The sequence below is a fragment of the Aeromonas sp. Lyrl_2 genome, assembly GCF_051948815.1.
Lineage (GTDB): Bacteria > Pseudomonadota > Gammaproteobacteria > Enterobacterales > Aeromonadaceae > Aeromonas > Aeromonas veronii.
Genome location: NZ_JAYJLJ010000011.1, coordinates 22,176 through 35,464, shown reverse-complemented (window position 1 = coordinate 35,464; position 13,289 = coordinate 22,176). Strand labels below are relative to the sequence as shown.

Here is a 13,289-nt window from a genome sequence, read left to right as displayed (position 1 = left end):
AGAGTCGTAGCAACTATCTAATTAGTATTTGCAGGTGTTATCGCTCATGTAGTCATGAACCTTGACCTTGCCAGCGATGATTTCAGCCTTGATGGCATCTACCTTGGCTTTCATTTCCGGGGTGATCAGCTTCTCGTTGTCCTTGTCGAGCGCCCAATCCACACCGCCTTCCGCCAGACCCAGGTTCTTGATACCCGGCTTCCACTCGCCTTTGGCAGCGTCATCCCAGGTCTGGTAAGCGGCCAGACCCACAGACTTGACCATGGAGGTCAGCATGGTGCCCGGTTGCAGGTGGTTCTGGTTGGAGTCCACACCGATGGCGAACTTGCCACTGTCCTTGGCTGCCTGATAGACACCGATACCGGTACCGCCAGCTGCGGCGTAAACCACGTCAGCGCCTTTGGCAAACTGGGACTTGGCCAGCTCGGCACCTTTGGCCGGGTCAGCAAACGCGGCCGGGGTGGAGCCCGCCATGTTCTGGAACACTTCGATCTTCGGATTGACGAACTTGGCACCCTGCTCGTAGCCGCACTGGAATTTGCGGATCAGCGGGATATCCATGCCACCCACGAAGCCGACCTTGCCGCTCTTGGAAGCGATGGCAGCCAGCGCGCCCACCAGGAAGGAACCTTCATGCTCCTTGAAGATGACGGACTGGACGTTCGGCTTGTCGACCACCATGTCGATGATGGTGAACTGGGTTTTCGGGAATTCGGTCGCAACCTTCTCTACCGCAGAACCCATGTTGAAACCGACCGCCACGATCGGGCCGTTGCCACGGCTGGCCAGACGGCGCAGACCCTGCTCGCGCTGGGCTTCGTTTTGGGGTTCAAACTCTTTGACCTTGACGCCCTTGTCCTTGTTGTAGAGCTCGACGCCGTTACGGAATACGGCTTCGTTGAATGATTTGTCATACTTGCCCGCGGTGTCATAAATGACGGCTGGCTCGGAAGCAGCCTGAGCAGAGAGAGCAGCGAGAGTGAGGGAGGCCACGGTGGCCAGCTTGAGCACTTTAGTCACGATCGTATCCTTGATTGTTATTAAGTGAGGGAACTTGCTTGCCTGTCAGAGCAGGCTATCTAGCACGCAGGCTTACTCTAAGTCAGCCCCGATGCGGGTCAAGCAAATGATAAGGGAAAAACGTTTGCGTTAACGGTTTGAATTCTAAGCAAATAACCTTATAAGCAGTTGTTTTTTAGCTGCTTTTCAGTTTTTTATGCTAACAACCAAAAGACCCAAACGACATTTCTCTTATTGTTCAGCAAGTTACTGTAAACCGTTTTCCCCTGTTATTCATCCAGCCCCCCGGCAAGCCCGTGATCCGGCTCGCAAAATCCCCACAAACCGCGCGAGCAAGGATTGGCTACAGCTGGAGACCTCCCCGTCCCGTTCTCTCTGCGCCAGCCAAAAATGGCCACATCGGCGCCCCTGCAAGCGCCCATCTCGCCCCTCCCCCCGAGTTTGGATTTGGTCTGACGGGGGGATGGCCGTATAATCCTCGCCTGTATAAATAAACAGGAGTGGTGATGGACGTTTCAACCCTGCTCGACGGGCTCAACGACAAGCAAAGAGATGCCGTTGCGGCGCCCCGCAGCAACCTGCTGGTGCTGGCCGGTGCCGGTTCGGGCAAGACCCGGGTGCTGGTGCACCGTATCGCCTGGCTGATGCAGGTGGAACGCTGTTCACCCTTCTCCATCATCGCGGTCACCTTTACCAACAAGGCGGCGGCCGAGATGCGTGGCCGGGTCGAGAAGGTGATCGGCGACGGCGTGCGCGGCATGTGGATCGGCACCTTCCACGGTATCGCCCACCGCCTGCTGCGGGCCCACCATCTGGATGCCGGCTTGCCGCAGGATTTCCAGATCCTCGACTCCGACGACCAGTACCGACTGATCCGCCGGGTGCTCAAGGCGCTCAACCTCGACGAGAAGCACTGGGCCCCCCGCGCCGTGATGGGCTACATCAACGGCAAGAAGGATGAGGGCTTGCGCCCCGGCGACATCGACCTCTATGGCGACCCCGTCACCCGTACCTATCAGCAGATCTACAAGACCTATCAGGAGACCTGCGATCGCTCCGGTCTGGTGGACTTCGCCGAGCTGCTGCTGCGCGCCCACGAACTGTGGCTCAACAAGCCGCACATCCTCGAGCACTACCGCGACCGCTTCCAGAACATCCTGGTGGACGAGTTTCAGGATACCAACGGCATCCAGTACGCCTGGCTGCGGATGCTGGCGGGCAACAGCGGCAAGGTGATGATCGTCGGCGACGATGACCAGTCCATCTACGGCTGGCGCGGCGCCAAGATCGAGAACATCCAGCGCTTCCTGACCGACTATCAGGGCGCCGATACCATCCGCCTCGAGCAGAACTACCGCTCCACCGCCAATATCCTGAAAGCCGCCAACAGCGTCATCGCCAACAACGCCGAGCGCCTTGGTAAAGAACTGTGGACCGAAGGGGCCGAGGGCGAGCCGATTTCCCTCTACGCCGCCTTCAACGAGGTGGACGAAGCGCGCTTCGTTGTCGGCCGTCTCAAGGATTGGAAGGAAAAGGGCGGCCTCCTGGCCGACTGCGCCATCCTCTACCGCTCCAACGCCCAGTCACGGGTGCTGGAAGAGGCGCTGATGCAGGACGCCATGCCCTATCGCATCTACGGCGGCCTGCGCTTCTTCGAGCGGCAAGAAATTAAAGACGCCATGGCCTACCTGCGTCTTATCAACAACCGTGGCGACGACGCCAGCTTCGAGCGGGTGGTCAACACCCCGACCCGCGGCATCGGCGATCGCACCCTCGAGATCCTGCGCGGCAACGCCCGCGATCAGGGGCTCAACCTGTGGCAATCGGCCAAGGCGCTGCTCAACGACAAGGTGCTGACCGGTCGCGCCGGCAACGCGGTGCGCGGCTTTGTCGATCTGATCGACGCGCTGGAGGAGCAGGTCTCCCTGCTGCCGCTGCACCAGCAGGCGGATATCGCCATCCAGAACTCCGGCCTCAAGGCGATGTATCTGGCGGAAAAGGGCGAGAAATCCCAGGCGCGGGTAGAGAACCTGGACGAACTGGTCACCGCCTGCCGCCAGTACCAGCGCCCGGACGAGCTGGAAGACATGAGCGATCTCTCCGCCTTCCTCGCCCACGCAGCGCTTGAGTCCGGCGAGAATCAGGCGGACGAATATGCCGACGCGGTGCAGCTGATGACCCTGCACAGCGCCAAGGGCTTGGAGTTCCCGCTGGTGCTGCTGGTCGGTGTCGAAGAGGGCATGTTCCCCAGCCAGCAATCCACCGAGGAGTCGGGCCGGCTGGAAGAGGAAAGGCGCCTGTGTTACGTCGGCATGACCCGCGCCATGGAGAAGCTCTACATCTGTTATGCCGAGAGCCGCCGTATCTACGGCCGCGAGATGTTCCACAAGCCGAGCCGCTTTATCCGCGAGATGCCCGCCGAGTGTCTGGAAGAGATCCGGCTGCGCACTCAGGTCAGCCGCCCCACCCAGTACGGCCGCTTCAGCCAGAACGAGGTGCAACAGAGCTTCGACGCCAGCGGCATCAAGCTCGGCCAGCGGGTGCTCCATCCGAAATTCGGGGAAGGAGTGGTGCTCAACTTCGAAGGGGTCGGCCAGCAGAGTCGGGTGCAGATCCAGTTCGACGACGTCGGCGCCAAGTGGCTGGTGACGGCGTATGCCAGATTGGAAGCGCTGTGATTTTTCCTGCCTTTTGATACAACCAACCCGGCTTAGGCCGGGTTGGTTTTTCCGTGACGACTTTAAATTCGCGATCGTCCGAATACGCTTCGCTAATCGAACCTATGAGCTAACTAATTTTAGCTGTTCTGTTTTAATTCTATTTACTACAAAACCAACAAATTCATTGACAATGATATCTATATCACCATCATTTTGAACATTATCTAATTCATCATCCAAATCAATTATTCGTTCTTTAAGGTCATTAAAAAGTGTTTGAGAGATAACTTGCGTAACGACAATAGAGTTTAATAAACGGTCATTCATCCTTAGATAAAAAGAGCTAAAAAAGACCGTCAAATCTCGATTTGCATGTATATATGAATCCTTTGCATTCTTCGAGAAATCCATAACAGGCTCCATTATGGATGGAATTACCACTTCCCTAAACCAATACCCTTCATTTATTTCATCAATTTTACTTCTACTAATATCCTTTCGGGTTCTGTATATAGAGTACATTGAAACAAAAACTGCAAATACAGATAAAATCTCAGACAAAGATAACAACCCAAATATTTTGTCATCTTGCTTTTCTGGTACAAAAATATTTATATCACTATTATTTACTGGTGATTCATAATTGGTGTTATATAGCATAGGTAGACTATATGTATAAGGTAAAGAAAAGCTTAAATCATAGTTTACCTTCTCAAAAGAAAAGACATTTCGAGCCTCGCCATGGGCTGAGAATGGGGCTTCAAATGTTTTCCCCTGCTTATCCATCTTATTTTCATCAATAACTAAACCTTGCTTCAAATTTATTTCACCAAGATCAACTCCTGTTGTAATTTTATTTCCATTTTTGTCAAAAAAACTGTCATCAGAAGATGTATGCTTAGGTATAACAAGGAACGATGAAATATATTCAGCACTGCAAGATGCAGTTAGTAATGGTGCAATAAATAACACTATCATCTTCATTTATATTAAACCTGAATTAGTTGTCAACCCTCGTTTAATTGCTTTTTCACACTCATCTCTGCTTATTGATGATATTTGAGATAGATCGATATGCTTAAGTATCTCCAGTGGACCACCAAAGGACTTTAGACTATCACCAAGAAGTCCTAAAAAATACGAACTGGTAATAACTTGATCATGCCTAGCGATCAGTATATATGTTTCAAACACCTGATTGGAGATACCAAAGTGAGCTTTAGCCCTATTACCATTTTTTCTACCGGTAAAAAGTGTAGAAGGGAAACTACGAAAATCTATTATTTTCATATCAATCATCATCCCTTAATGGTGTTGTGCTACCTGTGAGAGGGATTCTTATGTTAATAAGCAAACCTGGGAAATAGGCTCCATCGATTCTTGAAACATAATTACCATCAGGCAAGACACGCAAATCACCTAGCTCATTAAATGGCATTATTACTCTCTCACCACCATGTACATCTTGTACTACTTGAGATTTGAGTTTACCGTCAAATCTGATTATAACACCACCAGATATAAGGTTCATTTGAGCACAAACATCACTTCTTCCACGACGCAGCTGTAAATAGTTATTATATAGTTGTTCAAAGGTTTCTATAAGCTTGATTGTGCCCTGACCTCTTGTTGCGTCATCATCTGTATTTTTAGAACTAATATTACCCTGTAAAGCGGCAACGCTATATAGTTCTTCTTTTGTAAACCCATGCCCTAAATGATGCTCAACATATCTTTTGGCTTCTCGCTTTGCCATTGAACTATCTACTAGGGAGGTAAACGTGTCAGAAATCGACTTTCCTAAATTTGCAACCATCAACTCAAGGTACTTGACCTTTATTTCTTCTTGATTATTAACATATCCACGTACATACCATACTGGTGCGGTTGTGCCAGAATGCTCATTTGCATTATCAATTATCTCTCCTAAACATCCCTTAATGTCTCCCGCTGCACTTTCCGTTAGTTTTAATTGATGATCCCTAAGAGCTTTATTAAGATGCTCAACAAAATTTTGTGATGTAATAGATTTTAGGTCATCACTAGTTGAGCTGGCAGATTCGTGCCTGAAGCAATCCTGTTTAAAAACATGAATTTTCTCGGGTGCCATAGGTTGATGTGTACTAAATGCATCCTTTAACTCAGAGACTATACCTACCTCTGCCAAGAGCTCACTATGCTCATTGTTTTTATTTAAAATCCCATTATATTCTATAGGCATTTTCAAAAACTTACGTCTCTCCTGTATATCTTTGGCAATAAGCCCAAGCAATACCTCTGACGTTAAACAAAATTTACGTGTTTTAGTATGATCAACTGTAACTTCAACTACTTTTTTCTGTAATGAAAAGGTAATGAAACGACGAAGCCAAGAAAGCACCTCTTTAGGATTACTGAAAATACAGAAATTTTTTGGCGTTCTAATTTTATTTCCAATCGAAACAAGAGATGATTTATTTTCACAAAACTTAGTCATAAAGCTCACGAGGGAAGGCTCAGAATGCTCCTGAATTATAGAACATTGCTCTCCACAATCACTTTTAGGTGTTTTTGATTTTTTTTTCTTTGCCCTTAAATGTCTCTTCCAGCCATGGTGGAGATAGGCAATATTGTTTATATCAATGTACCTCATTAAAAAGCCACCCTTCATCAACAGAATTCAACTTGAGAAAACTTATCATATAACATAATGATTCAGATAGACACGGCGGATGCAAGAGATGAGGGCCGTAGGTTCGATTAGCGAAGCGTAATCGGACAATCGCGTGAGACGTTCGCGTTATCGGACGCTTACAACGGAACAACCCTTTAGGGGTTTACTCCAATCCCCCCACCCCATCCACCGACCCGCACCAATCCGGCGGATAGATGCCGCTCGCCACGTAACGATGGAAGGTGGAATATGGCCAATCAGCCACCCGCATGACATGACCATGCTTGAGCGGGTTGATATGGACGTAATCCATATGGCGGCGGTAATCCTGCTCATCCCGGATCAAGTGTTCCCAATAATGGCGCTGCCAGATGCCCCGCTCCCCGTGGCGTAACCGGGTCTGGCTGCGCCGCTCGTTTACCGGCAAGGCGCGGGAAAAGTGGCTTTTGATCAACCGCCAACGCAGGGGGAAATCGGTGTCCCCTTCCGGCAAAGAGAGAATGCAGTGGAGATGGTCGGGCAACACCACCCATGCGTGAATGGCGAAGGGGTGAGCCTGTTGCACCTTGGCAACACTTTGACGCAGCAGGTCGATCTGCTCCACCAGCAACCGGTTGTTGCGCCGCTCCAGCAGGTTGACGGTAAAGAACCAGGTTCCGCCGGGCCACCATGCCCGCCGCCAATTGGCCATCCTTTTCCCCTCGTTGAGACCGAAAAGCCAAGCATAGCCTTGCCTCACATCGATCGGCTTGCGGACCGTGATGGTGCGGATGTTCCATTACGAGATTGTTCGATTACGCGATCGTCCGATTACGCTTCGCTAATCGAACCTACACGATGACTCAAAGCAGCTTGAGGCGATGTAATTGATGGGTGGGTAAAGCAGAGAGGGGAACTCAGAAACCCGGCCACCAGATGGGGCGCGGCGGCCGGGTGAATTGTAAAGAGTAGGGTGACAGGGAAAGGGATCAGCCTAGTCTAATCAACTCGATGGGGGCGTAGCGCTCCCCGGAGTTTGCCAGCAGCACGCACTTCTCATGTTCCGCCTGATAGGGGGTCATATTGTCGGTGTGGGCCTCTTTCAGAAAATCGACTGCGCCAGTGGCGGCAATCATGACGCGCTGACCCTGGTTCAGCACATTGCGGTTACGGTCATAGATCTTCATTTCATTCTCCTTTTCTTGTGTCCTGGCGAATGCGCAGGCGTCTGTCCAGGACAACGGCATTCAGCCTACGCCCCTGACAAAAGGTGATTTATGTCACAGATCAACAAAGGGGCGATAAGGGACTCACAGGCTCAAAAAGCGAGCATGGCCCCTTGGCCAACGGCTGTCGCACGCAGTGGTGCAGCCCTGCCCTTTTCGTCGTGGCGGGCTCGAACCCGGCAGCGGTTGGGGTATATTGGTGGCCGATTAGCCAGTCTCATTCACTGTGGCCGCGCAAGCGGGCCGCTGTTTCAACAAGATGGAGAGTGCTCATGAATCGCGACATTACCGCCCAGTTCATCAAGATGCTGACCAACCTCGACCACTGTCTGGCCAAGGCCGAAGCCCACGCCGCGGCGAAGCAGTTCAACGTGGAGAACTTCTTCGGCGAGCGGCTGATCGTCGATATGCTGCCGCTGTCCAAGCAGGTGCTGATCTGCTGCGATTCGGCCCGCGCCGTGGTCGCCACCGCCAGCCACAGCGAACTGCCGGTGCTGGGTGATGACCCTAAAACGATCGCGGATCTGCGCGCCCATATCGGCAAGACCATCACCTATCTGCAAGGCAAGCTGGACGCGGACTACAGCCAGTACGCCAGCGGCCGTTACGTGCCCCACTGGGCGGGCGGCAAGGGGATGGATGGCCATACCTGCGTCCATGAGTACGGCATTCCCAACTTCTACTTCCACCTCACCATGGCCTACGCCCTGCTGCGCCGCGCCGGGGTCGATCTCGGCAAGCGCGACTATCTGGGCGGGCTCAACCTGCAATAAACGCTGCACGCCACAGGCGGCAAACAGATAGCAAAAGCCTGCCACGCGGCAGGCTTTTTTATATCGGGTGGTGCTGGGCTGGTGCGCAGAAAGGCTGCGCCCTAGAAGGGGCCGTTGCGCTCGCGCAGCTTGTCGGGCAGGCCGTCGTGATCCCCCAGCTCGCGTGCGGGCACGTCATCCCAGTTCAGCTTGCCGAGGGTGATGTTGCGCTCGGGGTGGACGGCGTAGTGGATGCGGTTGTCCTCCCGGTCGGTATCGCCGATGCAGAGCAGCCGGACAGTCTCTTCGGTGTTGTTGATAAAGGCGTGGGCTAGTCCGTCACCGGCCTTGAAGCCCACCGAATCCCCAGGTTGCAGCCGATAGAGCACGCCATCGAGCCAGACATCCGGCGTCCCTTCCAGCACGTGGACGAACTCGTCCTCGGTCTTTTCGGCGTGGGGCCAGCTGGTGCGATGGCCGGGTTCGACAATCTCGTGGTGAATGCCGATGCGGCTAAAGCCGAAGTGCTTGCCGAGGGCACAACCGCGCGACAGGGGCTCCTGACTGCCGGAGTAGTAGCGCGGCGTCTGCTCTTGCAGCTCGCTCCAGTGTTTGATGCAGGGGTGGCGATTCATAGCGGTTCCTTTTCCATGAGGATGCAGTCACGGGAAGGGTCATCCTGACTGTCAGAATGCGGGGAGAAAAGCAGAAATTTTCTGGTCAGATGAGCCCCTCTGACGAGGGGCTCAACAAGCAGGAATTACTTGGCCTTGACGCAAGGCAAGGGAGGAAGCTCGCCCTGTGCAGCCGTGCGGGTCATCTGGTAGTTGCCGGCAAGATCCCGATAGACACGGGTGTTCCACACCTCTCCGTTGTCGAGCTGGAACTCGATGTCGTAGTTGACCCCGGAGACCACCTGGCTGCGCACCTCGCGGATGCTCTGCAGTTTGGCGGCCGTGTTCATGCGAGCCAGCACGCTGGCCAGCGCAGCCTCTCCTTCCGCATTGGGCAACGACTGACTCTGCCAGCCACCCGCCATCGGCGCACACTCAGGCGTGGGTGACGAGATGCTGCAGGCACTCAACAGGCCAGCAACAAGGATGGGTAACAACACGCGTTTCATATCATTTTCTCCTGCCTGAAAAATGACCACCTTATCAACATCTTGCCATTATTGCAGCCCAAAAGGCTCCCGCTGCGCCCCGCTTGGACGCACCAATCGATCAGCGCCCCAGATTGTCCGCCAGCTGTTTGGCGCGGCTGGCCGCCCACTGGTCGATCATCTTCTCCATCTCCTCGGCGGTGATGGGCTCATCCTTGTGGGTGCTGTCCGGGCTCTCGCGGGCATCCATCACCCGCACCAGCAGCTTGCCGCTCCGGGAGTCGAGCAACTGGGCCATGCTGCCCACCTTGAGCAGGTAGGGCTCCTTGCCGATCACTTCGCGGGTGACGTTGATGGCTATCTTGGCTGGCAGCAGGTCACGCAGCTTGGGGTCGGGGCGGGTCAAGTCGAAGTTGGTGACGGCGGCCTGGATCCGCATCACTTTCGGGCCGGGGGCAGTGGCGATCTTGACGCCCTGCTTGATCAGCTCGCTCTGGAACTTGTCGTGGTAATAGCGGCCAATCTGGTTCTGTTCATTGGCGGTCAGCAGATACCATTGACCGTTCTCCTGCCGGATAAACTGCAGCGGATCGAGCAGCACTTCATTGTATTGGCGCAGGTCAACGCCCGGCTCCTTGTAAACGCGCTGATTGGGGTTGCTCTCGCTCTGCTGGAAGGCTGTCAGCGGGATCGCCTGCAAGCTGTGGGATACCTGATTCTTGACGGCGCAGCCACCCAGAAGGGCCGCAGCCACGGCAACCATCACGACCTTTTTCATATTTGCTCCTGCATTTTACTGTTTGTTTTTGCTGTGGATTTCGCACCACATGGCTGGAGAACCCGTGCCGGATGCCGCCAATGTCACAGAGAAATAACCTATTCATCACCTTCCCACAAGGGACAGATCAGGATTGTTCAGCTCACATCCAAGTTGTCACAATTGCGGTGCTTTTATACAGGGTCAGCCAGGGTACGAACGGCAATCTGGCGAGGGTTAGGTTGTTTAATCCAGCTAAATGGGGCTGCGAAAAGCGCTCAGTTTTTTCAAACGATGCGAGCCCGCGAGCGGCGTGAGTTGAACGGGGGAATGCCCTGGAACGGGCGATGACCGATCATCAGCCATCTTGCGCAAACTTGCCTGCCGCCGAAGAAGCGGCAGGCTCATTCATCAGTTATCGAGATCCCAGGGGCACTGCTTGACCAGCCCCTCTTTGCCGCTGGCGACGATCGCCTGCTGCACCATCCGTTTGTAGCGATTCTTGATATGGGCGGGCAACGCGGGCACCAACAGTCGCTCGTCAAACTCCGGCAGCGGGCGATCCGGCAGCATCGCCTGCTCCTGCGGGCTGAGGGGTGGCCGGGAGGCAATATTGCTGGCCGAAATGGTGGGCGTGCCCACCAGCATCTGGCGTTGCAGCGGCGCGCTCAGCAGAAAATCCACAAGCAGGTAGGCGGCCTTGAGCCGAGCGGGATCATCGCCGACATGACGGGCGATAGAGATCGCATCGAGGGCATAGATGGCCCCCTCCTGCACCATGGCGATCCGCCACAGCTGCTCGTTCTGCTTGTTGCACTCCACCAGCTCCAACCCCCAGGTGGTGGCAAAGGTCTGCTGGCGCAGATCCTCGCAGCGGTTGGCCTGATTGAACCAGAAGCCGCGACTGGCTCGCAGCCGCTGCGAGAGCTGCTGCTCCACCTCTTGCTGCAAGGTCTTGTCGGCCAGCATCTCGCCGCTGGCAAACAGGGCGGGCGACTTGCCCAGCGAGAGCAGCACCGAAAAGAGCAGCGGCTCGAACTGGTCGCAGAACTCGGCAAACTGGCCCGGCGGCGAGGTGTTGGCGAGCACCTGCCAACTGGTGGGCGCTTGCGGCACCTGCTTGCTGTCATAGGCGAGGCTGAACATGGCGTAGGAGAAGGGCACCGAGTAGTTGCGCTCCCCCTGCTTGTCATACTCGGTGTTCTTGAGGGCGGGCTTCACCTCGGCGTAGTGCTGCAGGCGACTGAAATCGATGGGGAGCAGCAGCTTGAACAGCGGCTGGTGATGGGCCTTGTAGAAGTAGCTGGTCGGCAGCACCACATCGGCGCTGCGGGTGCGCAGGGCGCGGTAGACGCTGTCGAAATCAGTTAGCAGCGGCTCGATCCGGCTGACCGTCGCCTCCACCCCATGGGCTTTGGCGTAGTCGGCAAACTGTTGTTCATAACCCGCTGGCAGATAGCCCCACTCCAGCAATTTGAGCTGAACCGGGGCCGCCAGCGCCGGGGTCATCCCCAGCAACCAGCAAAGAGGCAGTAGACGCATGGCCGGGCACTCCTGACAGGTAAACCTTGCTGGAGTATAGGCCCATGCGCCGACTCGTCAGGCCACCAGCTCGGCGCCCATGCTCGCCAGAATGGAGAGGCTGACCACCGCAAACAGCACGCCGGTCACCAGATTGAGTGGCCGCTGGACCCGCAGCAGCAGGCGCTGGGCGCGATCGGTGGAGAGGCTCCACGCCAGCAGCCCGAACCAGCAGAGGGAGATGATGAAGAGCTCGCCCACCAGCAGGCTGCGGGTTATTCCATCCACCTCTGGCGTCACCATGGCGGCCAGCAGGCCGATAAAGAACACCAGCGCCTTGGGGTTGAGCAGGTTGGTGGCAAGGCCGGTGCGTACGCCCCTGCCCCAGCCGCGCAGCTCGTTGGCGGCGCTGGCCATCAGGGTGCTGCTCTGCTGGCGAGCCGCCATCAGGGCGCCCCACCCCAACCAGCCCAGATAGAGGGCGCCGCAGCACTTGATCACCATAAACAGCAGCGGGTGACTGGCGATCAGCATGCTGATCCCGGTCAGGCTGAGGGTGGCGTGCGCCATGATCGCCAGCGAGATGCCCAGCGCGGCGCCAAGGGCGGTCGGCCGGTGCAGGCTGGTGCGCAGGATCAGGGCGAAATCGGGGCCGGGGCTGGCCAGTGCAATCAGGTGCATCAGGCCGAGGGTAACGAACAAACTGGTCAGCATAACAACTCTCGCTTTAACGACGGAGAGCCAGCATGGCGGATCAGCGGGGGGAGCGGCTTGTAAAAGATTGCATCTGGGCACGAAATTCGGCGGGTGTCAGACCGAATGCCTGGCGAAAGCCGTGGTGGAAGTGACTCTGATCGAAGAAGCCGACCGCCAGCGCCACCTCGCTCACCGCCATCCCGCTCGCCAACAGCCGCTTGCCCTGCTCCAGCCGCAGCCGTTTCAGCCAGGCGTAGGGGGTCATGCCGCTGCGCTTCTTGAACTGGCGCAGGAAGGCGAAGCGGTCGAGCCCGAGCAGCCCCGCCAGCTCTTCCAGCGAGTGGGGCTCGTCGAGGGCCGCCATCAGGTAGTCGCGCAGGAATCGCAGTTGGGGATCCGCCAGCTGGTGTACCTCGGGGGCCAGATGCAGCAGCTCCCCCAGCAGGGCGAGCAGCTGGCTCTCGATCAGCAGGCCATCGGCCTTGGGGTTGTCGAGATAGCCGTGCAGCTGGGCAAAACCCTGATAGAGGTCGGGGCGGCTCTGCAATCCCTTGTCGAAGAAGGGTTCCGGCTGCTCCGGCAGCCAGAGCGCCAGCTGCTGCGGATCGATGGCAAAGACCCGCACCTCGTACCCTTCCGGCAGCAGGCTGAGGCCGTCGTGCACCTCGTCCGGGTTAACGGTAGAGAGCACCCCGCGTACCAGATGGTGGCTATTCCCCTTGTGGATAAACTTCTGGCCACCCCGCTGCACCAGCCCGATATGGTAGTCGAGATGGACATGGCGGCCGTAGCTGAACGCCCTGTGGTGGGAGTGTGACAGCTCGACCCCCGGCAGGTGCGGGGATTGCCAGTAGCGGATAAGGGAATCGGTGGTACTCATGGCTTATAGATACACCAGAAGCGGGCCTTGGACTTGTAGATTA

The 13,289-nt window shown here is 55.5% G+C and carries 14 protein-coding genes; 2 read left to right on the top strand and 12 right to left on the bottom strand.

Going from position 1 to position 13,289, the window contains the following annotated elements; translation table 11 throughout:
- Positions 1–21: 21 nt before the first annotated feature.
- Positions 22–1,020, bottom strand: a complete 999-nt coding sequence (locus VF684_RS11345; RefSeq protein WP_005340803.1) for a BMP family lipoprotein — start codon at positions 1,018–1,020, stop codon at positions 22–24.
- Between the two features lie 506 nt (positions 1,021–1,526).
- Here VF684_RS11345 and uvrD point away from each other — a divergent pair.
- Positions 1,527–3,698 carry a DNA helicase II gene (gene uvrD, locus VF684_RS11340; protein ID WP_440174244.1) on the top strand — a complete coding sequence of 724 codons (2,172 nt, stop codon included), beginning with the start codon at positions 1,527–1,529 and terminating at the stop codon, positions 3,696–3,698.
- 102 nt (positions 3,699–3,800) lie between these two features.
- Here uvrD and VF684_RS11335 read toward each other — a convergent pair whose 3' ends face one another.
- From VF684_RS11335 to ydfZ, 5 genes are all read right to left on the bottom strand, one after another.
- Positions 3,801–4,664, bottom strand: coding sequence for a hypothetical protein (locus VF684_RS11335; protein ID WP_440174243.1), 864 nt, complete (start codon positions 4,662–4,664; stop codon positions 3,801–3,803).
- Positions 4,665–4,970 (bottom strand): hypothetical protein, encoded by a 306-nt coding sequence (locus VF684_RS11330; RefSeq protein ID WP_440174242.1) that lies wholly within the window; start codon positions 4,968–4,970, stop codon positions 4,665–4,667. It lies immediately after the preceding gene.
- 1 nt (position 4,971) lies between these two features.
- Complete coding sequence (locus VF684_RS11325) at positions 4,972–6,312, bottom strand: hypothetical protein (protein ID WP_440174240.1); 1,341 nt, start codon at positions 6,310–6,312, stop codon at positions 4,972–4,974.
- Between the two features lie 184 nt (positions 6,313–6,496).
- The gene (locus VF684_RS11320; RefSeq protein WP_440174239.1) at positions 6,497–7,024 is read right to left on the bottom strand and encodes an REP-associated tyrosine transposase; all 528 of its coding nucleotides are present in this window, start codon (positions 7,022–7,024) and stop codon (positions 6,497–6,499) included.
- A gap of 277 nt (positions 7,025–7,301) precedes the next feature.
- Positions 7,302–7,499, bottom strand: coding sequence for a putative selenium delivery protein YdfZ (gene ydfZ / locus VF684_RS11315; protein WP_005357022.1), 198 nt, complete (start codon positions 7,497–7,499; stop codon positions 7,302–7,304).
- Between the two features lie 311 nt (positions 7,500–7,810).
- Between ydfZ and VF684_RS11310 the strand changes: the two genes are divergently transcribed.
- Positions 7,811–8,311, top strand: a complete 501-nt coding sequence (locus tag VF684_RS11310) for a DUF1993 domain-containing protein (RefSeq protein WP_005340817.1) — start codon at positions 7,811–7,813, stop codon at positions 8,309–8,311.
- A 101-nt stretch (positions 8,312–8,412) separates the two neighbouring features.
- Here the strand turns inward: VF684_RS11310 and VF684_RS11305 are convergent, their stop codons facing one another.
- The 6 genes from VF684_RS11305 to VF684_RS11280 form a co-directional block, all read right to left on the bottom strand.
- Entirely contained in the window at positions 8,413–8,925 is a 513-nt protein-coding gene (locus tag VF684_RS11305) for a cupin domain-containing protein (protein ID WP_139442099.1), read from the bottom strand.
- 125 nt (positions 8,926–9,050) lie between these two features.
- Entirely contained in the window at positions 9,051–9,413 is a 363-nt protein-coding gene (locus tag VF684_RS11300; protein WP_139442098.1) for a cystatin domain-containing protein, read from the bottom strand.
- Between the two features lie 100 nt (positions 9,414–9,513).
- Positions 9,514–10,170 carry a DUF3313 domain-containing protein gene (locus VF684_RS11295; RefSeq protein ID WP_139442097.1) on the bottom strand — a complete coding sequence of 219 codons (657 nt, stop codon included), beginning with the start codon at positions 10,168–10,170 and terminating at the stop codon, positions 9,514–9,516.
- Positions 10,171–10,560: 390 nt separating this feature from the next.
- Positions 10,561–11,691 (bottom strand): ABC transporter substrate-binding protein, encoded by a 1,131-nt coding sequence (locus tag VF684_RS11290; protein WP_139442096.1) that lies wholly within the window; start codon positions 11,689–11,691, stop codon positions 10,561–10,563.
- 57 nt (positions 11,692–11,748) lie between these two features.
- On the bottom strand, positions 11,749–12,384 hold the full coding sequence (locus tag VF684_RS11285) for a LysE family translocator (RefSeq protein ID WP_139442095.1): 636 nt from the start codon (positions 12,382–12,384) through the stop codon (positions 11,749–11,751).
- Positions 12,385–12,424: 40 nt separating this feature from the next.
- A complete protein-coding gene (locus VF684_RS11280; protein ID WP_139442094.1) occupies positions 12,425–13,246 on the bottom strand; it encodes a helix-turn-helix transcriptional regulator in 822 nt (273 codons plus the stop codon).
- Between the last annotated feature and the right edge of the window lie 43 nt (positions 13,247–13,289).